We start from the raw sequence: 20,814 nt of genomic DNA, 5'->3' as shown, positions 1-20,814 counted from the left end.
TTATAAGTACATATAGGTTTTTTTCACCGCAAAACTATTGTATTTACCGGAATAAGGAATATAATATGGATAGAAGATACAAGAACGGAGCTGGATCGAGATGAGAAAGTTATTGAACCCATACACGCCTGGTGCGGGTGTGCCGCCCAAGTATTTAGCCGGTCGTGATGCTACGATACGCGAAGCCGAAGATGCTTTGTTTTATATCAAGAACGGCGATTTTTCCCGTTCGGTTGTTTATTATGGCCTCAGAGGCGTAGGGAAAACGGTGTTGCTGAACAAAATAGAAGAGATGGCGGATGAGGAAGACATACGGTATGAACATCTTGAGATTTCGGAGCGCAGTTCATTTAAAAATAATATTTCCTTGCACATTCTAAAGCTGATCCAACAACTAAGCGCAAAAGCAAAAACAAAGGGTTATCTTTCCAAAGCATTGTCGGTTCTGAAGGCTTTTTCCATTAAATATTCGCCGGAGGGAGAAATCAGCCTCAGCATCGATTCGGAAATCGATTCAGCTGTCGGCATATCCGACACCGGAAATTTTGAAAACGACCTTACTGAATTGCTTGTGTCGCTGGGGACACTGGCGCAGAAACAAGGAACCGGGGTCGCTTTATTCATCGATGAAATCCAGTACATGAAGGATGATGAATTCGAAGCCTTGATTGCTGCGATACACAGAGTGAACCAAAAAGCGTTGCCGCTTATCATATTTGCGGCCGGCTTGCCGAAAATCGCCAAGATTGCAGGGGATGTGAAATCCTATGCTGAAAGGCTGTTCAAATTCGTTTCCATCGGTTCCCTGGAACAAAGTGCGGCGAGACTGGCACTGGAAGAACCCGCAAAAAAATGGGGGGTGTCCTACAGTGAAGTTGCCCTCGAAAAGATACTTCAAATAACCGAGTGCTACCCCTATTTCCTGCAGGAATACGGCAATCAAGTTTGGGCAAAAGTCTCGGTGGATAAACGCATCATTGATGCCACTATGGTTGACGAGGTCTATTCGGATTTCGAGAAAAGTTTGGATGAAAGCTTCTTTAAAGTGCGGCATGACAGGGCTACATCAAGGGAACTGGATTTTATGATCGCGATGGTAAAATGCGGCACTCTGCCTTGCTCGACAAAAGCGATAGCTGAACAGATGCAGTGTCCAGTAAGTGCCATATCGCCGTTGCGTGCGCAATTGATTCATAAAGGCTTTATCTATTCGGCCAATCGCGGTGAAGTTGATTTCACCGTACCGCAGTTCGATAAATACCTGAAAAGGATCCACAATGTATAACAGAATACTAGCTAAAAAAAAGAATCAGGAGGTCGGGCATAAAACGACAACTTCCCTGATTCTTTTTTGCGACCATTCAGTCCAGATAAAAATACAGCGACTGCAACAGATACTCCGTTTCGTATTTTTCTGCCAACTTGAAGAGTTGACGTTTGACTGTCGCAAGCGTTCCGGTGCCGTTGCGATAGTTAGCGAGGTTCTTTTCGTACTGTCTGCGTTCGGCATCGGTCGCGTGCTTTTTGAAGTAACCCCAGACGTGAGCGGCGGCGTTTTCGGCGTAGCCGGGGCGGATTTCCTCGGCGAAGGCGGTGTCAATCAGGCAGTAGAATTCAAGGACCGGATAGGCTTCTTTGTCCTTCAGCAGTGTGCGGATGGCTTGGTAGATCGCCGGCGACCTTTCGAGGATGGCGTATTTATAGCGGCCCCACTCCTTTTCCAGCAGTCCCATTCTTGAAGTTGTAGTGGTCGCGTTTTGGCATTTGATGGCGGACAGATTTTTGTCCTTCACCTCCAGCATGATGTCGATCTGCTGGTCCGGCAGCTGCGCGTGGAAAGCCATAAACGGTTCCAGCTGGATCGTATCGGAATGGGCGCCTGGGCGTTTGCCGGGAGCCTGTTGGGAATAATGGATTTTCTGGTTGCCGTCGTGGGGGCTGCAGGTTTTCGCGGCTGCGGCGATCCAGTATTGGTCATCCCCTCCTGAAGGTGGCGGGTTAATGGCGTGGTGCAGATTATCGTAGACGGCCGGGATCTGCAGTCGGGCTGCCAATCCGAGGATGTCTTCGATATGGTAGAGACGGTCGTCGTTTTCGATGATGAGGCGGTTCTGGACGGTTTCGGGGAGGCGGCGGAAATTCTCTTCGAATCGCTGCAGCGCCGCCTCTTTGTCGCCATAAATACCGCCGACATGCAGGACGATTTTGTTGGTGCGATCCGCCCCAAGCGCGCTCAGGAGTCGGTCATGGTAGATCAGGTCCGCAATGGCGCGGTCCACGACATCCTCCGTCGGCGAGTTCAGCACGGTATACTGACCGGGATGCATCGAAACGCGGATGCCGCTTTTGCGGATCTTCACGCCGATGCGGTCGAAGGCGTCCTTGTGGATTTCCGTCCAGTCGAGCTTGTTGACGGGACTCGAGCCGAACGGGATCAGATCCGAGCTGATGCGGAAAAGCTTGATGTCGTTCTCCCGGTTGTAGTCGATCATCCACTCCAGCGCGACGAGATTGTGCGCGGTCACCTCCGTCAGCTTCTCCGCGGTCGCATTGCGCTGCATCACGCTCCGCATTTTGGTGTTGGGGGTGCCGATGTTGAGGCAGGCGTAGCCGATGGACATAAGGGGTCCTCCTTTCATTCAGAGTTCCCGATGGAACTCAATCACTGCATTACATATTTTTATTAGTTCTCGTACCTTTCGCGGTAATCCTTCAGCAGCAAATCGAACATGCGGATGCCATTGGCTGCGCTGGCGGCATCGGCGGGGCTTTTGGCTTGGCCGTTCAGTTCGTCGACGACGGTTTGGATGAACGGCATGGCGACATGCTCCGGTGTTGCGAAAGTGTAGGTCGTCGTTTTTCCGTCTTTGATGAGTCGGATCCATTCGAAGCTCGTGCCTTCGAAAACAAGAGTCCCTTCCGAACCGATGATCGTCACTTCATCCAGTTCGAAGTCCGCGACGTAACACCAGGCGGCCGATCCGACGACGCCGTTCGCGAAGTGGAAGGAGGCCGAGACCGTGTCCTCGACTGCATAGAGTCCGGCTCGGTTCTCGACGATGCCGGTCATCGCGGTGATGTCGCCGAAGTAATAGGCCAGGTAATCGAGCACATGCACTTGGATATCGAGATCCTTCCCGCCGCCTGCTTCCGGCAGCAAGCGCCAAGGTAGGTTGTCCTTGTCGAAGTCTTCCGGTGCTGGTCGTTGGTATTGGCGGATCTCCACCAATTGCGGTTGGCCGATGGCGCCTTCATCCAACAGTTGTTTGATTTTCTGGAATTTCTCGAGCGCTCGGCGGTAGAAGCTGACGAATACCGACAAGCCGTTTTCTTCGGCGGCATCCAGTATCGCTTGGCATTCCGCGAATGTCCGCGCCATCGGTTTCTCAATCAGCGGCACTTTATTCGCTGCGATGATGACCTGCATGGCGTAGTCGAAGTGTAGCCGGTGGTGTGGCGATATAGACGGCCGTGATTTCTTCGTCCGCCAGCAGTTCTTCGACCGTTTGGTATACCTGACCGTGGCCATGGCGTTTCACCCAATCATGGGCCTTGGCCTCTGTACGGTTGTATGCCCCCTTCAGTCGCGACCCATTGGCTTTATAGAGGCCTGGTCCGCTTTTCTTCTCCGTTACGTCGCCACAGCCGATCATTCCCCATACTGTCTCTTTCATATACTCTCCTCCTGATCTGTGTATATTGTTCATTGTACCATTCAAGCCCACGCACTGATGCGACAGAAAACTGAACATTCACTCCGCCGGAGGTGGTGAGCTTATTCTGTATGTTTCTCCGGCAACGCCTGTCCTGACCGGAGGCAAGGGTACTGAAAAGGCAACCAACTCCGGTCAACAATCCTTCGTCGGAGTTGGAAGCTGGCGCGAGGTGCGTGCTCCGGTGAGTGCTCTCTTCGTCGGAGTTGGTGTGTTGCGGGCGATTGGATACCGATAGGAAGCAGGAATTGATCACATGCAAAAAGCCGTAAAACACTGACAATATGCAGTGTTTTACGGCTTCTTTATTTTTCGTCGCCTTGCAGATAGGCAGATATCAATTTTTCGTTTTATATTTTTCTTGGAGTTTGGCCGAAGTGTCCTGCTTGAGTTCGTCGAAGTCGTTTGTAGTTTCCTCGCTTCTTTGAACGACATCCATGACAAACGCAATATATTCATCGTGTTCCCAGGTAGCGGTATAGCCGTTGATATGAAGGAAGATATCGGTTGCGGCTATCGCTGTCCGTTTGTTGGCATTTTGAAACAATTGTTTTCCTGCAATGCCCAGCAATAGCACTGCCGCTTTATCGAAAATTGTCGGGTAGGCGTCCTCTCCGAACGCGGTTGCCTTGGGCGCTTCAACCACTGCATTAAGCCCTTCTTTTTCTCTTACGCCTATAATCTCTTGGGGAGTGAACTTTTGGATGATTCTCGCGTTGATTTGGATCAGTTGTTCTTCGGTCAGATAGTTCATTTTTTACATGTCGGCCAATGATTTCATTACCGAGTCATACTTGTCGAAGTAATCGTCCAACATTGTGTCAAGCTCTTCAGTCCCTAAACCGTCTGGCTTAGCAGCCGGAGTGACTTTTGAGATTAAAACGGTGTCGACCTCTTTTTCCCCATCGTTCATCTTTACAGTGATGTACTGGATTTCGTCTCCAGGCTCAGCATGTAAAGTGCGCAGTACGTCCTCGGGCACAGAGATAACCACGCTGTTACCGGTCATTCGCAATTTGAAAGTGTTCACCTTTTCCTTCGATCGTTTATTGCTTTCAGCAAGCGAATAGCGGTAAGTGCGTTTGGCCGTTCCTCCTTTTTGATTTGTTGGTGGATTTATTTCTGACATGGCAGTTACATTCGTTTTAGCGTCCTTACTCATAGTATTCGACATCCTCTCGATTTTAATTTATTATTTCCTTGGATTTTTCTGGGATTGTGCACGCCTCATAACTGTATATACAGATTAACAGTATATACAGTTATTGTCAATTATCACTCCAAAGGAGAGAACCTCAGGGAATCAATACCGTCCTGGGCATTCGCCCGACATTGCTACACTTAGTCGGCCATTCGGCTGACATCATTCTTCGTTCAGTCAACAACTTTGCTTTTCGTCGGCTGTTCGGTATCCTTCGTTTTTCGTTCAGTCGACATATCCGTTTTTCGTCGGCTCTTCAGTATTCTTCTCTCTCGGTTCAGCCGACGACCCGGACTTCCGTCGGCAAAATCACCCCTTCAAAACAACCGAATGCCAAAAAAAATGGCTCCCGCCGCGGCGGGAGCCTAATTTGTGTTGCTTTATTAGATGAACAGATTCAAATTCGAATCCATCGTATCGCCGATGTAAGTTGCTACACCGCCGAAGTCGACACCGTCGATGATTTCTTCTTCCTTGATGCCCATGATGTCCATGGACATGGACATGGTGCAGGCTACCATCTTGATGCCCATTTTTTGGGCTTGGGCGATCATGACCGGCAATGGATCAACGTTCTTCTGTTTCATGACGGCTTGGATCATTTTCGATCCGACGCCGCTCATGTTCATTTTCGAAATCGGCAGTTGGCCGGCGTGGTTCGGCAACATGATGTCGAACATTCTTTCCATGCCGCGTTTGGCTACGCTGACTTTTTTCGGACGCTTGATGATGTTCAAGCCCCAGAAAGTAAAGAACATCGTCACTGGTTTGCCGTAAGCTGCCGCTCCTTTCGTTCAGATTTACTGCTGAAAATCAATCAACTAAAACAAATTCTGCACAACGTCGTATGATAGCTAAAGAAAATGGCCCAACACAATCTCCGCGCGGTATTTTGCGAACGGTTTTGTGTTGGACTATTCCGATGACTATTCGAATCAGTTTATAAAGGTTCCAAAACTGTCAGCAACAATTTTTCAAGATCAGATTCATCATATTTCGATTTGATCATCGCCTCTAGATACATCTGTGCATCCATATTTTCGTATCTCCACAAGTATCCTTTTTCCTTAGCATATGCTGCTAAGAATATGCGTATCGTGCGGCCGTTCCCTTCTCTGAAAGGATGCAGCATATTCAGCTCTGCTTTAAAATAGGCGAGTCTCTTTGCTGCTGTTTCAACAGTTTCCCACTTGCCCTCTATTATTAGCTCATTGAATAGACTATCCGCATAAGCGTCCAGGAATTGAAACTGACAAAATACTGTAGACTCTTTGATTAGATTGACATCCCTGAATTTACCCGCGAATGGATAAATATCCTGAAAGAGATGATGATGGATTGCCATGAAGTCCCATTTTGAGAATCCTTTGATAGAGTAGATTCCATTCTCTATTTCTGCATTTCTGACAAAAAAAGATAATGCTTCCGCTTGGGTTAATTTGTCTTGATTGCTTACACCCATAAGATTATGCTGCAACAAATACTCATCATTATTTCCTTTATTGTACTTTGGCATTTTCGAGTTCTTTCTTGATTAGGGCGATTGTAATAGACTTGCCGGAATTGACGATAGCGAGTGCTCGTTTTTGTAAATCTTCACTCAAATACAAATTCTCCATAGCCATATTCTTATTGATGCGTTTGACTTCCGGCGAGTTCATTTGCAGTGTTTTCATAATGTCATCAACCCCTCTCGTTCGTTACTTTATTATAATCGAAGACAAGGCCTTATGCTACTGAAACAGATTGGGGCGCTCCGCAGTAGATTATCAAAAAAGTTTTTGTGACTGGATATCAAATACTGAATCTAACTTCTGTTTTTGGCGGCTGTTCAGGTTACCGTCCTGGGCGCTCGCCCGGCAGACGGGCGTTTTCTCTGGTGTTTTGCGGTTTTCGGTATTCGTTCAGCCGAGAGATGCGTGCGCTCTCGGGTGTTCGGGATACCATCCTGGGCGTTCGCCCGACAGATGGGCTTTTTGTCTGGTGTTTTGCGGTTTTCGGTGATCGTTCAGTCGACAGTTGCGGGTGCTCTCGGGTGTTCCGGATACCATCCTGGGCGTTCGCCCGACAGAAGAGCGTTCTGTCTGGTGTTTTGCGCTTTTCGGTGATCGTTCAGTCGAGAGCTGCGGGCGCTCTCGGGTGTTCAGGTTACCGTCCTGGGCGTTCGCCCGACAGAAGAGCGTTCTGTCTGGTGTTTTGCGCTTTTCGGTGATCGTTCAGTCGAGAGCTGCGGGCGCTCTCGGGTGTTCAGGTTACCGTCCTGGGCGGGCGCCCGACAGAAGCACGATTTATCTGGTCTTTTGCGCTTTTCGGTATTCGTTCAGTCGAGAGATGCGTCCGCTCTCGGGTGTACGGGATACCATCCTGCGCTGGCGCCCGACAGAAGATCGATTTGTCTGGTCTTTTGCGCTTTTCGGTATCCGTTCTGTCGAGAGCTGCGGGCGCTCTCGGGTGTTCAGGTTACCGTCCTGGGCGGGCGCCCGACAGAAGAGCGTTCTGTCTGGTGTTTTGCGCTTTTCGGTGATCGTTCAGTCGAGAGCTGCGGGCGCTCTCGGGTGTTCAGGTTACCGTCCTGGGCGGGCGCCCGACAGAAGCACGATTTATCTGGTCTTTTGCGCTTTTCGGTATTCGTTCAGTCGAGAGATGCGTCCGCTCTCGGGTGTACGGGATACCATCCTGCGCTGGCGCCCGACAGAAGATCGATTTGTCTGGTCTTTTGCGCTTTTCGGTATCCGTTCTGTCGAGAGATGCGTCCGCTTTCGGCTGTTCCGGATACCATCCTGGGCGTTCGCCCGACAGAGGTGCGATCTGTCTGGTGTTTTGCGGTTTTCGGTGATCGTTCAGTCGACAGCTGCAGGCGCTCTCGGGTGTTTTGGATACCATCCTGGGCGGTCGCCCGACAGAAGTGCGATTTGTCTGGTGTTTGGTGGTTTTCGGTATTCGTTCTGTCGACAGTTGCGGCATCTCTCGGGTGTTCCGGATACCGTCCTGGGCTGACGCCCGACAGTTGGGCGTTCTGTCGGATGTGTTGTGGTTTTCGGTATTCATTCAGTCGACAGTTGCAGGATCTCTCCGCTGTTCCGGGATACCGTCCTGGGCGGATGCCCGACAGAAGTGCGATTTGTCTGGTGTGTTGCGGTTTTCGGTATTCATTCAGTCGACAGTTGCGGCATCTCTCGGGTGTTCCGGATACCGTCCTGGGCTGACGCCCGACAGATGGGCGTTCTGTCGGGTGTTTTGCGGTTTTCGGTATTCATTCAGTCGACAGTCGCGGGCGCTCTCGGGTGTTCCGGATACCGTCCTGGGCGGTCGCCCGACAGAAGTGCGCTCTGTCTGGTGTTTTGTGGTTTTCGGTATTCGTTCTGTCGAGAGATGCATGCGCTCTCGGGTGTTCAGGTTACCGTCCTGGGCTGACGCCCGACAGATGGGCGTTCTGTCGGGTGTTTTGCGGTTTTCGGTATTCGTTTTGTCGAGAGATGCATGCGCTCTCGGGTGTTCGAGTTACCGTCCTGGGCTGAAGCCCGACAGATGGGCGTTTTGTCTGGTGTTTTGCGGTTTTCGGTATTCGTTCTGTCGACAGTTGCGGGCGCTCTCGGGTGTTCCTGATACCGTCCTGGGCGGATGCCCGACAGATGGGCGTTTTGTCTGGTGTTTTGCGGTTTTCGGTATTCGTTCTGTCGACAGTTGCGGGCGCTCTCGGGTGTTCGAGTTACCGTCCTGGGCGGATGCCCGACAGATGGGCGTTTTGTCTGGTGTTTTGCGGTTTTCGGTATTCGTTCTGTCGACAGATGCATGCGCTCTCGGGTGTTCAGGTTACCGTCCTGGGCGGATGCCCGACAGATGGGTGTTTTATCTGGTGTTTTGCGGTTTTCGGTATTCGTTCTGTCGACAGTTGCGGGCGCTCTCGGGTGTTCAGGTTACCGTCCTGGGCTGACGCCCGACAGATGGGTGTTTTGTCTGGTGTTTTGCGGTTTTCGGTATTCATTCAGTCGACAGATGCATGCGCTCTCGGGTGTTCAGGTTACCGTCCTGGGCGGATGCCCGACAGATGGGTGTTTTGTCTGGTGTTTGGTGGTTTTCTGTATTCGTTCTGTCGACAGTTGCGGGCGCTCTCGGGTGTTCCGGATACCGTCCTGGGCGGATGCCCGACAGAAGTGCGTTTTGTCTGGTGTTTTGCGGTTTTCGGTATTCGTTCTGTCGACAGTTGCAGGATCTCTCGGGAGTTCAGGATACCGTCCTGGGCTGACGCCCGACACAAAGACCCGAATACCCAAAAAGCTCCCGTTGCGGCCTTCTCTGCCGCAACGGGAGCTTTTTTATTTTTTCTTTAGATAAACAGATTCAAGTTAGCGACCATCGTAGCGCCGTACTTCGTTTCCTGCAGGACAGTTTTCCTGGTCAGCCGTTATCATGATCCAGGAAATAGAGCAGCGTCTGCAAGTCGCTCGTCAAATCCACATGCTGGACGCGCACCTGTTCCGGAACGGTGAGGCGGATCGGCGTGAAGTTCAGGATGCCATGGACACCCGCTTCGACCAAGTGGTCCGCGGCCTCCTGGGCCACTTCCTGGGGAACCATCAAGATGGCGACATCCAGCTGTTGGATCCGCAACTGCGCGACCATGTCGGACATCGGATAGACCGGCACGCCGCTGAGGATTTTGCCGACGACCGCCTCATCGATATCGAAGGCGGCACTGATGCGCAGATTGTTGCTGACATAGAAATTGTGGTTCAACAAGGCCCGGCCGAGATTGCCCATGCCGATCAGCGCCACATTCGTGAGCCGATCCTGATGGAGCTCTTTATTGAAAAAATCCAGCAGATAGGCGACATCATAGCCATGGCCTCTTTTCCCGAGCGCGCCAAAATAGGAAAAATCCCGGCGGATCGAGGCGCTTTCCACCTTCACCGCCTCGCTCAACTCATCGGATGAAACATGTTTTTTGCCTGCGGAGTGCAAAAAACCCAAGTAGCGGTGATAGATCGGCAACCGCTTTGCCGAAGCTTCTGGAATAGCCTTCCTCATCATTCTGATTCCTCTTTTCTTTCTTCCTTCCTGGCACAGACTTTATTCAGCGGACAACCGGCGCACCTGCTGCCCGTTTTCTTGTCGCGGCTGATTTTCGCGAGGGAAACGGCAACGAAGGCGGCTATGATCAGGAAGACAATGACATCATCGAACATGACGGGCTTCCCCCTTTGCGTCTTTCTTCCGGATCAGGTAGCCGATGATTGCGGCCATCAGTGCGACCGCAATCAGGCCGGGGATCATACCAGGCCCGAAACGACCGGTCGTAAGCAGCGTGCCGATTTGGTGGACGAAGTAGGCGAGCGTATAGCCCATGCCGAACTGGAATCCGATTGCGCCCCACAGCCACTTGCTGCTTTCCATCTCGGCTTTCATGGCGCCGATCGCAGCGAAGCAAGGCGGTGTGAAAAGATTGAACAGCAGGTAGGCCAAAGCCGAAGCCGAGGTGAGCCCCATGATCGAAGCCACATCCTGGGCCCCGGAAACGAGGACCAGTTCCTCGGTGTCGATGAAATTGCTGATGCTGTAGACGACCGCCAAAGTCCCGACGACGTTTTCTTTGGCGATGAAGCCCACTACCGCGGCTGCCGCAAGTTGCCATGCGCCGAATCCGAGCGGGATCAGTAGGAAAGCGAGCGGCCTGGCTACGCCGGCCAGGATGCTGGTGCTTTCCATGCCCGCTTCCACGATTTTGAAGTCCCAGGTGAAGGTCTTCATGATCTGGACGATCACATTGCACAAGAGGATGACCGTCCCTGCGTTCACCACGAAGGCCTTCCCTCTGGCCAGCATCGAGATGGCTGCCCGCTTCAGGCTCGGCACCCGATAGTCCGGCAGCTCCATGATGAAGTAGGATTTGGCTGGACTGGGTTTCACGATTTTATGGACGATCCGGGCGGCAAAAATGATGATGGCGATCGCCACGAAATACATGGACGTTCCCACCCAAGCGGCGTCTTCGAAGAAAACACCGGCAAAGAGCGCGATGACCGGCAGCTTCGCTCCGCAGGGCATGAACGGCGTCAGCATGACGGTCGTCCGGCGTTGGCGCTCATCGCGGATCGTCCGCGTCGCCATGATGCCGGGGATCGCGCAGCCCGTGCCGATCACCATCGGGATGATTGATCTTCCCGAGAGCCCCACCTTTTTCATATGGCGGTCCATCACGACCGCGACCCGGGCCATGTAGCCACAATCCTCCAGCAGCGCCAAAAGGAAGAACAGCACCATGATCAGCGGCAGGAAGCCGATGACGGCACCGACGCCGCCGATGATTCCGTCCAGCAGCAAGGCGCTCAACAAAGGCGATACGCTGGCGCCGATCAGTCCCTCTGTCCAGACGTACAACCGGTCAATCCATCCGACCAGGATGTCGGCAAGCAGCGGGCCCACGTATGTCTGCGATACGGAGAACACGAAGTAGATGACTGCCGCAAAGATCGGGATGCCCGCTATCCGATGGGTAAGGACCCGATCGATTGCGTCTTGCCTCGTTTGTTTGGCGCTGTCGACTTTTCGGACTTCCACTTCTGCCACCACCGCATCGACGAAAGCAAACCGCTCGCGGTCGACAGCCGCAGCAGGCTGCGGCGTTTGTCCTTTGGGGCCGGCGGAGGGATGGAACGGCGCCGGCTGGCTTCGGCCAAAGCTGGCGGCAGCTGCGGCTATCAGTTCCACAAGGCCTTCCCCTTCGATGGAAGCGGTCGCGACGACCGGGCAGCCCAGCCTTTCCGCCAGTTTTTCCGAATCGACCGCGATCTTTTTGTTGTCCAGCAGATCGCTTTTGTTCAGAGCGATGACCAGCGGTATCCCCAGCTCCAGCAGCTGGGTGGTGAACAGCAGGCTTCTGCTCAGATTCGTGGCATCCACGATGTTGATGATCACATCCGGCGCTTCATTTTTGACAAATGCGCTGGTGATGTTTTCCTCGGACGTGAAAGCCGCCAAGGAATAGGCACCCGGCAGGTCCACGACCCGGATTTTCTTCCCGGACTTGTTCAGTTCTTTTTTTACGTCGCCTTCTTTCTTGGCAACCGTCACACCAGGCCAGTTGCCGACCAGTTCAATTTTCCCGGTGATGGCGTTGAATAAGGTTGTTTTGCCGCTGTTTGGATTTCCTGCAAGTGCAATGCGCATCTTCGTCCTCCTTGCCTTCTTTTTCCATCCGGAACGGTCCGCCCAGGTCGTTCGCCTGGATCAGGATCGCTCCGGCCAACTCGCTGTCGATGCTGTACCGGGCATTTTTGACGTGGATGATGTAATTCTCGTTCGACGCTGAAATGACCGTGACGGTTTCGCCTTCAAAGCAGCCCAAGGTGCATAAGAACTCCTTCATCCCTTGCTCTTCTGCAGCGATTCCTTTGATGACGTAGGGACGGTTGATTTCCGCGTCGGTCAGGTTGCGCGGCCGCGACGGATTTTCTGTTTGATTTTTTTCTTTGCCGCCGAACAAGCGCTTCATGAATGAACGTTTCATAAGAACCTCCTTGGTTCGTTTTTATCGGATCTGCCGTACTTCGGCAGTGTTTCGCCTGTTTTTGTACTTTTGGATCGGCAGGTTTGGCGCACGGAAAGAACGTAATAAGTGATTATTTTCACATGAAATCCCCTTTTTTGTGTGTCAAACCCTGCTGTTACTGGTTTATGCCCGCTTGATTGAGAATCATTCTCAATCAAGCGGGCAACCTAATCATATCACTTTTTCATCAGCATTCAACCCTCTGAAACGGAAAAAATGCCCTCCCGGATGATCCCTTCATCACAAGGGCAAGGACGGCTTTCTTCCCGCGGTCGATCTGTTTGGGGATCACTCCACGCTTTGTTTTGATGCCAGGCTTTTCCTTTTCATTTTCCTGCCCACTGCACTGAAAGCATAGGCCAGGAAGTAGGCGGCGACTGCTGTCATGACGATGCAGGCTCCGGACGGAATATTGAGGCCATATGAGAGCCATAACCCGCTGATGCTGAAAAAGGCCCCAAAAAGCACCGCGAGCAGCATGCGGTTCTTCAGTTTTTTCGAAAATAAGCCTGCCATTGCCGCCGGTGCCGTCAGCAAGGCCAACACCAAAATGATCCCCGCCACCCGGATCAGCGCAACGACTGTCATCGCCACCAGAACCAGCAGCAAATATTCCAAAAAGATTGTTTTGACGCCGATGATGGCGGCGAATTCTTCATCGAACAGATAGGCTTTCCAGGCATGGAACAGCGCGATCACCACCGCCAGCACCAGGAAGGTCACCACCAGCATCAGATAAAGGTCCGCTCTTGTCACCGACAGGATGTTCCCGAACAGATACGAATTCAGATCGGGCGGATAGCCCGGCATCAGCGCAATGAATACGATCCCGAAAGCCATACCCAGGGACCAGAACAAACCGATCAGGATGTCCGCTTGCACGCCGCCCTTTCGTTTGATGGTACCGATCCCGAGTGCCGCCGCTATGGAAAAAAGGAAGGCCCCGATGATCGGCTCAAAGCCGAGAAAATAGCCAAGCCCGACACCGCCGTAAGCCGTGTGGGCAATCCCCCCGCTCATCATAAGCAGCTTCTTTTCGACGATGATGACGCCGATGATGCCGCAGACAACACTGGCCAGCAGGCTGGCGATGAAGGCATGCTGCATGAACTGATATTCTGATAAGGCCTGAATCATTTTGTTGCTCCCTCCTCGTGCGCTTTTAGGACCCGGTGCGGAACGCCGTGTGCGATCAGATCGACCGGGCAGCCGTAAAGCTCGTTCACAACGCTTTCGTTGAGTTCCGGTTCACCATGGTACACTAATTTTGTATTCAAACATGCCAATTTTTTGACTTCGGACGAAATGGCCATCAGATCATGGGTGACGAGAACGATTGTCATGTCGGCATTGATTTCCCTCAGCAACTGATAGATCTGATTCCGGGAGTGCGCATCCACGCTGGCGGTCGGCTCATCCAGCAGCAGCAATTTGGGTTCCACCGCCAAGGCGCGGGCGATCAGCAGCCGCTGGAATTCACCGCCGGACAGTTCCGCTATCTGCCTTTTCGCCAGATGCGCGATGCCGACGCGTTCCAATTGTGCCTGCGCGATCACTTTGTCCGCTTCGGAATACTTGCGGAAGAAGGAAAAGCCCGGTTTGAGCCTCCCGGTCAAGACGACTTCCAGCACGGAAATCGGGAAGTGTTTGTCCATCGCTGCAAACTGCGGAACAAAGCCTACCGCGGCATGGTTCTTGCCGGGTTCCTGGCCATAGATGCGGATGCTGCCGGTCGTGGGCGGCACCAAGCCGAGGATGGCCTTCAATAAGGTCGATTTCCCACCGCCGTTCGGTCCGATGATGCCCAAGATTTCCCCGTGCGCGACATCGAAGCTGACCTTTGAGAGCGCGACTTCCTCCCCGTAATGGACGGAGAGTTTGTCGATCTGCAGGGCCGGCTCCGTCATTGCATCGCCTCGGCCATGGTCTGTGCCATGTTTTCCAGATTCGTGATGTAGTCCGCTGCCAAAGGGGCAAGCTGGATCGTTTGCCCGCCGAGCTCTTCAGCAAAGGCTTCGGCCTGGCTGCTGTCCATTTCTTCCTGATAGAAAATGACTTTGATGTTTTCCGCTTTGGCAAAGTCGACCATCTCCTGCAGATGCTGCGCGGTGGCTTCCTTGCCGTCCTGTTCCAGCGCGTACATGGTCAGTCCGTAGTCCTCGGCGATGTAGCCGAATGCCGGATGGTAGACGATGAATTGCTTGCTTTCGACCCCTTCCAACGCGGCCTGGATTGCTTGGTCGACTTCATCGAGTTGCGCGATATAGTCAGCCGCGTTCTGCTCGTAGGTTTCCTTGTTGTCGGGATCCAGTTCGCCCAGTTCCCTTGCGATCACCTCTACCATCACTTTTGCGCGCTTTGGCGAAAGCCAGATGTGCGGATCCCTTCCGCCGGATTCGAAGGTCCGATCTGCATAGACGGCAGCGACTTCATCTTCCAGCGGCACAACTTTCATATCCCCCACGTTCGGCAAGATATTGGCTTCCTCGGTCGCAACTCCGATCGAGAAATAGAGCGCGGCATCGCTGAACGCTTCCATTTCCTGGGCGGTCGGTTCATAGTTGCCGGGGTTGCTGCCTGGCGGGATCAGCGTCACGATGTCCACCGAATCGCCGGCCACCGCTTCCACAAACGTCCGCTCCGGCACGATCGATACCGCCACGACCGGTTTCCCCGGCTCTGACGTTGCCTCTTCATTCGCCGCATCGCTGCAGCCGGCCAAAGACACGGTGCTCAGCAGCAGGGCTGCCCCAATTAAGTTTTTGATCATTTTTTTCATAGTATATTTCTCCCCTCTTTGCGCTGTTGCCTCGGACCCCGTAAGTTCGGGCGGAACGAGCAAGGAGGCTATCTCTGGATGAAATAGCCTCCTTGTTGCTTTCAGCGTCTTCCTTTGGTTCCCTTTTATTGTTTTCAAAATGCGCTTCCGGCGTGTTTACTTGACTTCGCGGAAAGTTGCGCGTCTGCGTAACTTTTGCGAGTATTTCTTCATTTCCAGGCGCTCTGGATTATTGCGTTTGTTTTTGCTGGTCAAATACAAGCGTTCCCCTGTTTCCACGCATTCCAAAATAATATTAAGTCTCATTTTGTTCCTTCCTTTCTGAATGTTTTTTACCGGATCCGCTGTTGCTTCTTACCAGCTGGCTTTTTGGACACCAGGAATAAAGCCCATATGAGCAAGTTGTCTGAAGCTGATCCGCGACATGCCGAATTTGCGCATGTAGGCTCTCGGTCTGCCGTCAATCAAATCGCGGTTTTTATACCGGTTCGGATTCGAATCTTTCGGCAATTTTGCCAGCGCTAGATAATCGTTAGCCTCTTTTAGTTCTTTACGCACTGCTGCGTATTTTTCTATTACTTCCCGCTGCTTGCGAGCTTTTGCAATTTTTGATTTTTTCGCCATACAATCTTCCTTTCTATCGATAAGAACAATCCGCTTTGATGTAAAACGGAACGAATACGATTTACATTTGAAATTTATCATACTATAAATGGATTGTCAACATAAATAAATCTGAAGTTTCATTCATATGAGCGCGCTTCACGACAGCATAGTGACAGGATTACAAGCCGCTCCTAAGAAAAGCTTGACAATATAAAAATTTACAGATACGATTTAAATCGTAATTATTACGTTTTGCAACTATAGAGGCATCAACAACAGGAGGAAGCATGGAATTAAGTGTTTGCTTATCAAAACTAACAAAAAATGGGTATAAGCCTACCTCCCAAAGAAAGGCACTGATCAGATTGTTTTTGGAAAATAATCGAACAATGTTCTCCGCCAAAGAAGTCCGGGAGTATATAACCCATTTGACGGGAAAACAGGCCAGCTTCGGGAATGTCTATCACAATCTGTATTTGCTCTGCATTTTCGGCATCATCGACAAAACCGAATATTGCGGAGAATCGTTTTTTTATTTGAAAGAAATGAGTCAAAAAGAATCCGTCATGTTCATCTGCACCAACTGCAGGAAAATCATCTATTTCTCAAACGGTTTGTTTGAACAGTTTCTGAAAAAAGAAAAAGAAGAACATGCTTACCGGATCCTCAGCCAAAAATTTGAAATTTACGGCTTGTGTCCGCAATGCCGGGTGGCCGGGTAAGGACCCTAGCTGTCAAATGCAGGATCAGGATGTATCAGAAAATAATACAGGTGTTTAAGAGAGGAAGAATATTTTAGATGAAACAATCGATTCCCATTACGGTATTAACCGGTTATCTAGGCTCAGGAAAAACCACCTTATTGAATCACATTCTCCATGGCGATCACGGCTTGAAAATTGCGGTCATTGTGAATGATATGGGAAGTGTCAATGTAGATGAAGCGCTGATCAATCAAGGCGGATTCAAACGGACGGAAGAAAAATTGATTTCGATGGCCAATGGCTGCATTTGCTGCACTTTGAGAGAAGATTTAATCGTTGCGCTGGATTCCCTTGCGCAACTCCCGGATATTGACTACATTGTGATTGAGGCGTCAGGAATCAGTGAACCCATCCCGATTGCCCAATCGCTGACGCTGCCGGATAATCCTTTGGGGATTGACCTGACCGGTCAGGTCCACCTGGACACGATGGTGACCGTTGTGGATGCGAAAAGAATTTGGGATGACTTTGGCTCAGGTCAGCCGATTGTTGATCGTCAGAAGGAGATCGTTGATGAGGAAAATCGCGACATCCGGGATTTATTAATTGACCAAATTGAATTTTGCAATGTCTTGATTCTGAACAAGTGCGATTTGCTGGAGGAATGGCAAGTCGAAAAAATTGAAACATTGGTCCATTCGCTTCAAAGAGAAGCTAAAATCATCCGCTCAGTCAGATCTGAGATTGCATTGACTGAAATACTGAACACAAACCTTTTTGATTTAGAGCAAATGAGTTATGCAGCGGGCTGGATTAAGGAGTTGGAACTGGGCTATCAGGATCATGTCCCGGAAACGGAAGAATACGGCATTTCCTCCTTTGTCTATCGAAGCAACCTGCCGATGGATGCGGAACGCTTTAACGCCTTCCTTGAAAAGCATTTCCCTGCCTCAGTTGTCCGGTCGAAAGGCTTTGTCTGGTTTGCGCAACATAGTGATTTCTCTTCCTTGATGGAAACAGCGGGCAACCATGTCGACATTTCTCCATTGACCTATTGGCTGGCGACATTACCAAAAGCCGAGCGCATGCAAGTCTTATCAGAAGATCCGGAAATAAAAGAAAGATGGCATCCATTATATGGGGATCGCCTCACAGAAATCGTCTTTATCGGCATTGATATGCACCAATCCGGCATCGAAGCCGCGTTGGATTTATGCTTAGTGGATGAAGATGCCTTGCAGTCAGGTCTCTACAGCAAAACAAGCCCCTATCCATGGGAAGTCAGCAGCCTGTAAGCTTGCTTGCGTTTGATTCCGTTTGCCGGCTTGGCTGCGAGAAACGCTGTAGCTGCGGGCATCTACAGCAGTTGGTGATTGTCTGGTTTTCCGGGTTACCGTCCTGGGCGGACGCCCGACAGATGGGCTTTTTGTCGGGTGTTTGGTGGTTTTCGGTATTCATACAGTCGAGAGATGCGTCCGCTCTCGGGTGTACGGGATACCATCCTGCGCTGGCGCCCGACAGAAGATCGATTTGTCTGGTCTTTTGCGCTTTTCGGTATCCGTTCAGTCGACAGTTGCGGGCACTCTCGGGTGTTCGGGTTACCGTCCTGGGCGTTCGCCCGACAGAAGATCGATTTGTCTGGTGTTTGGTGGTTTTCGGTATTCGTTCAGTCGAGAGATGCGGGCGCTTTCGAGTGTATGGGATACCGTCCTGGGCTGACGCCCGACAGACGGGCGTTCTCTCTGGTTTTTTGCGGTTTTCGGTATCCGTTCAGTCGAGAGATGCAGGCGCTCTCGGGTGTTCTGGATACCGTCCTGGGCTGACGCCCGACAGATGCGCGTTCTCTCTGGTTTTTTGCGCTTTTCGGTATTCGTTCATTCGAGAGATGCGTCCGCTCTCGGGTGTTCAGGTTACCGTCCTGGGCTGACGCCCGACAAAAGTGCGATTTGTCTGGTCTTTTGCGCTTTTCGGTATTCTTTCAGTCGAGAGCTGCGTCCGCTCTCGGGTGTACGGGATACCGTCCTGGGCGTTCGCCCGACAGATGTGCTTTTTGTCTGGTCTTTTGCGGTTTTCGGTATTCGTTCAGTCGAAAGCTGCGGGCACTCTCGGGTGTTCAGGTTACCGTCCTTGGCTGACGCCCGACAGAAGCGCAATCTGTCGGTTTTTTTGTGGTTTTCGGTATTCGTTCAGTCGAGAGATGCGTCCGCTCTCGGGTGTTCGGGTTACCGTCCTTGGCTGACGCCCGACAAAAGTGCGATTTGTCGGGTGTTTTGCGGTTTTCGGTATCCTTTCCGCCGACAGTCGCGGGGGGATTTCTCTTGTTCCGCATTACTCATTGTTCCCCTCACAAACATGATGAATCTGTTACAATTAACGTTTCATTTCAAAGCAAAAAAAACCGAATACCATCCAGTATCCGGGAAAATTTATTCATGAATTCTTTGCTTAATACGCCAATCATTACATTCCCAACTGATTGGCTCAACAATCTAGAGTGATCCCACCATTCATCCTTTTCGAAAATTTTATATCATAGCTGACATTTATTTCATAATTTTTGATCCATCGGGACATAATAGCGTCCCGGCGCACTGCCGATTGGTTGCCATTCTTGCTTCAAAACCGCATAGACCCGATCTTTGTTCTGCGCGCAACACCAATCAGCCAAGCGCTTCGTGGTTATTTTTTCATACGGGAAAAGAAAATAAAAATCGAAAATACTGCTGCTGATGGCTTTTTTGATACTCATCTTCTTACCGCAACTCCCACAAACATGAGAACGTCCTGCATAATTTTTTGCTAGGAAACCGCATGACGGGCAATTGATCCCTTTCCCAATTTTCTCATAATCATACTCCAATGATTTGCTTGGGTAATCAGTAATATGTCGTTTCAAAAGTTCTTCCGCCAACTTCTCCATTTTTTTACTAGGTTGTTGAGTTGCAAGGTTTTGCAGCTCCCGGAAATGCTCCGGAATCTGACTTGGCAGAATAAAAGTTTCATCATATGGGGCTCCCAAAAGTGTAAATTCCGGATTTACAAATACAACCACCGCATCAACTTTGACTGAATATCCCATCTCTTGGAGCAACATTTCAAGTCTGACTTTGGTTTTTTGCAGCTGCATCGAGGGGTTTTCCAAAGTAGTTCCAGATCGCTTCGTAAGTTTTTCCTTTCCCCACAGATGCACGCCTTCATAATTCTTTATCTCGGCAAGTATTATTTTATCCGCAAACAGCAATAACGTATCCACTTGAAACGAAGAGTGTCTGATCTCCAACTGCAGATCATTCAAGATAATGCAATTCGGTTCCAATTTTTCAGTCAGAACATCATACCGGCACTCGCCCTCATGTCCTTTTTTACGGTTAAGCGAGTAATAATAATCTTCTTTCTCCAACGACATGCGTTGAGACAATATTTCATATGTTCGCAGTTGTTTTGATTTTGTGCGTTCTTTGAATGCCAATTTAGACACCTCCGTGATTGATGATTCTCCTATAATATCCGCAGATTTCGACAATCAGCGTTCTGTTGCCGAAGAAATTTTCTGATAGTTAAAATAACCGACAAAGTGCTCCTCACGGTTGTTCGAGTTACCATCCTGGGCGTTCGCCCGACAGATGAGCGTTCTGTCTGGTGTTTTGCGCTTTTCGGTATCCGTTCAGTCGACAGCTGCAGGCCGCTCTCGGGGGTTCCGGTTACCGTCCTGGGCGGACGCCCGACAGATGAGCGTTCTGTCGGGTGTTTTGCGCTTTTCGGTATTCGTTCAGTCGACAGATGCGTGGACTCTCGAGTGTTCGAGTTACCATCCTGGGCGGTCGCCCGACAGATGAGCGTTCTGTCTGGTGTTTTGCGCTTTTCGGTATCCGTTCAGTCGAAAGATGCGTGGACTCTCGAGTGTTCGAGTTACCGTCCTGGGCGGACGCCCGACAGAAGCACGATTTATCTGGTCTTTTGCGCTTTTCGGTATTCGTTCAGTCGAGAGATGCGTCCGCTCTCGGGTGTACGGGATACCATCCTGCGCTGGCGCCCGACAGAAGATCGATTTGTCTGGTCTTTTGCGCTTTTCGGTATCCGTTCTGTCGAGAGATGCGTCCGCTTTCGGCTGTTCCGGATACCGTCCTGGGCGTTCGCCCGACAGATGTGCTTTTTGTCTGGTCTTTTGCGCTTTTCGGTATTCGTTCAGTCGAAAGCTGTGGGCACTCTCGGGTGTTCAGGTTACCGTCCTGGGCGTACGCCCGACAGATAAGCATTCTGTC

19 protein-coding genes and 2 pseudogenes are annotated in these 20,814 nt (G+C 51.0%); 3 read left to right on the top strand and 18 right to left on the bottom strand.

The window, feature by feature from the left end:
- The first annotated feature begins 100 nt into the window (after positions 1–100).
- On the top strand, positions 101–1,285 hold the full coding sequence (locus C8U37_RS01450; RefSeq protein ID WP_108031519.1) for an ATP-binding protein: 1,185 nt from the start codon (positions 101–103) through the stop codon (positions 1,283–1,285).
- A gap of 76 nt (positions 1,286–1,361) precedes the next feature.
- Here C8U37_RS01450 and uvsE read toward each other — a convergent pair whose 3' ends face one another.
- The 17 genes and pseudogenes from uvsE to rpsN all read right to left on the bottom strand — a co-directional run bounded on the left by uvsE (position 1,362) and on the right by rpsN (position 15,866).
- Positions 1,362–2,621 (bottom strand): UV DNA damage repair endonuclease UvsE, encoded by a 1,260-nt coding sequence (uvsE, locus tag C8U37_RS01445; protein WP_108031518.1) that lies wholly within the window; start codon positions 2,619–2,621, stop codon positions 1,362–1,364.
- Positions 2,622–2,683: 62 nt separating this feature from the next.
- Positions 2,684–3,379, bottom strand: coding sequence for a Gfo/Idh/MocA family protein (locus tag C8U37_RS01440; protein ID WP_245879740.1), 696 nt, complete (start codon positions 3,377–3,379; stop codon positions 2,684–2,686).
- Positions 3,365–3,653: pseudogene (locus tag C8U37_RS01435) on the bottom strand (Gfo/Idh/MocA family oxidoreductase); the annotation flags it as partial. The pseudogene C8U37_RS01435 and the gene C8U37_RS01440, both read right to left, overlap by 15 nt.
- A 397-nt stretch (positions 3,654–4,050) precedes the next feature.
- Positions 4,051–4,467, bottom strand: coding sequence for a type II toxin-antitoxin system death-on-curing family toxin (locus tag C8U37_RS01430; RefSeq protein WP_108031515.1), 417 nt, complete (start codon positions 4,465–4,467; stop codon positions 4,051–4,053).
- A 3-nt stretch (positions 4,468–4,470) separates the two neighbouring features.
- The gene (locus tag C8U37_RS01425; RefSeq protein WP_108031514.1) at positions 4,471–4,875 is read right to left on the bottom strand and encodes an AbrB/MazE/SpoVT family DNA-binding domain-containing protein; all 405 of its coding nucleotides are present in this window, start codon (positions 4,873–4,875) and stop codon (positions 4,471–4,473) included.
- Positions 4,876–5,297: 422 nt separating this feature from the next.
- A pseudogene (locus C8U37_RS01420) lies at positions 5,298–5,702 on the bottom strand (DsrE/DsrF/DrsH-like family protein); the annotation flags it as partial.
- Positions 5,703–5,854: 152 nt separating this feature from the next.
- On the bottom strand, positions 5,855–6,430 hold the full coding sequence (locus C8U37_RS01415) for a Fic/DOC family protein (RefSeq protein ID WP_108031512.1): 576 nt from the start codon (positions 6,428–6,430) through the stop codon (positions 5,855–5,857).
- Positions 6,414–6,590 carry a hypothetical protein gene (locus tag C8U37_RS14410; RefSeq protein WP_170100143.1) on the bottom strand — a complete coding sequence of 59 codons (177 nt, stop codon included), beginning with the start codon at positions 6,588–6,590 and terminating at the stop codon, positions 6,414–6,416. The genes C8U37_RS01415 and C8U37_RS14410 overlap by 17 nt, the downstream gene beginning before the upstream one ends.
- 2,722 nt (positions 6,591–9,312) lie before the next feature.
- Positions 9,313–9,945 (bottom strand): redox-sensing transcriptional repressor Rex, encoded by a 633-nt coding sequence (locus tag C8U37_RS01410; RefSeq protein WP_108031511.1) that lies wholly within the window; start codon positions 9,943–9,945, stop codon positions 9,313–9,315.
- Positions 9,942–10,100, bottom strand: a complete 159-nt coding sequence (locus C8U37_RS01405; RefSeq protein WP_108031510.1) for a FeoB-associated Cys-rich membrane protein — start codon at positions 10,098–10,100, stop codon at positions 9,942–9,944. Before C8U37_RS01405 ends, C8U37_RS01410 begins: the two co-directional genes overlap by 4 nt.
- The gene (feoB, locus tag C8U37_RS01400) at positions 10,090–12,081 is read right to left on the bottom strand and encodes a ferrous iron transporter B (protein ID WP_108031509.1); all 1,992 of its coding nucleotides are present in this window, start codon (positions 12,079–12,081) and stop codon (positions 10,090–10,092) included. Before feoB ends, C8U37_RS01405 begins: the two co-directional genes overlap by 11 nt.
- Entirely contained in the window at positions 12,008–12,421 is a 414-nt protein-coding gene (locus C8U37_RS01395) for a FeoA family protein (protein ID WP_211306091.1), read from the bottom strand. Before C8U37_RS01395 ends, feoB begins: the two co-directional genes overlap by 74 nt.
- A gap of 330 nt (positions 12,422–12,751) precedes the next feature.
- Positions 12,752–13,600: a metal ABC transporter permease gene (locus tag C8U37_RS01390; RefSeq protein ID WP_108031508.1), complete on the bottom strand. Its 849-nt coding sequence runs from the start codon at positions 13,598–13,600 to the stop codon at positions 12,752–12,754.
- Positions 13,597–14,370, bottom strand: coding sequence for a metal ABC transporter ATP-binding protein (locus C8U37_RS01385; RefSeq protein ID WP_108031507.1), 774 nt, complete (start codon positions 14,368–14,370; stop codon positions 13,597–13,599). The genes C8U37_RS01390 and C8U37_RS01385 overlap by 4 nt, the downstream gene beginning before the upstream one ends.
- Entirely contained in the window at positions 14,367–15,242 is an 876-nt protein-coding gene (locus C8U37_RS01380) for a metal ABC transporter solute-binding protein, Zn/Mn family (RefSeq protein ID WP_108031506.1), read from the bottom strand. Before C8U37_RS01380 ends, C8U37_RS01385 begins: the two co-directional genes overlap by 4 nt.
- A 156-nt stretch (positions 15,243–15,398) precedes the next feature.
- The gene (gene rpmG, locus C8U37_RS01375; RefSeq protein ID WP_108031505.1) at positions 15,399–15,548 is read right to left on the bottom strand and encodes a 50S ribosomal protein L33; all 150 of its coding nucleotides are present in this window, start codon (positions 15,546–15,548) and stop codon (positions 15,399–15,401) included.
- Between the two features lie 48 nt (positions 15,549–15,596).
- A complete protein-coding gene (gene rpsN, locus C8U37_RS01370; protein ID WP_108031504.1) occupies positions 15,597–15,866 on the bottom strand; it encodes a 30S ribosomal protein S14 in 270 nt (89 codons plus the stop codon).
- 269 nt (positions 15,867–16,135) lie between these two features.
- Here rpsN and C8U37_RS01365 point away from each other — a divergent pair, with 269 nt between their 5' ends.
- Positions 16,136–16,570 (top strand): Fur family transcriptional regulator, encoded by a 435-nt coding sequence (locus tag C8U37_RS01365; RefSeq protein WP_108031503.1) that lies wholly within the window; start codon positions 16,136–16,138, stop codon positions 16,568–16,570.
- A 77-nt stretch (positions 16,571–16,647) separates the two neighbouring features.
- Positions 16,648–17,847 carry a GTP-binding protein gene (locus C8U37_RS01360; RefSeq protein ID WP_108031502.1) on the top strand — a complete coding sequence of 400 codons (1,200 nt, stop codon included), beginning with the start codon at positions 16,648–16,650 and terminating at the stop codon, positions 17,845–17,847.
- A 1,253-nt stretch (positions 17,848–19,100) separates the two neighbouring features.
- Here C8U37_RS01360 and C8U37_RS01355 read toward each other — a convergent pair.
- Positions 19,101–20,021 (bottom strand): nuclease-related domain-containing protein, encoded by a 921-nt coding sequence (locus C8U37_RS01355; protein ID WP_108031501.1) that lies wholly within the window; start codon positions 20,019–20,021, stop codon positions 19,101–19,103.
- Positions 20,022–20,814 lie beyond the last annotated feature (793 nt).

The sequence above is a fragment of the Trichococcus patagoniensis genome (genome assembly GCF_003051085.1).
In the GTDB taxonomy this organism is placed as follows: domain Bacteria; phylum Bacillota; class Bacilli; order Lactobacillales; family Aerococcaceae; genus Trichococcus; species Trichococcus patagoniensis.
The sequence above is the reverse complement of the archived record's forward strand: the minus strand, read 5'-3'. Positions and strand labels throughout refer to the sequence as shown.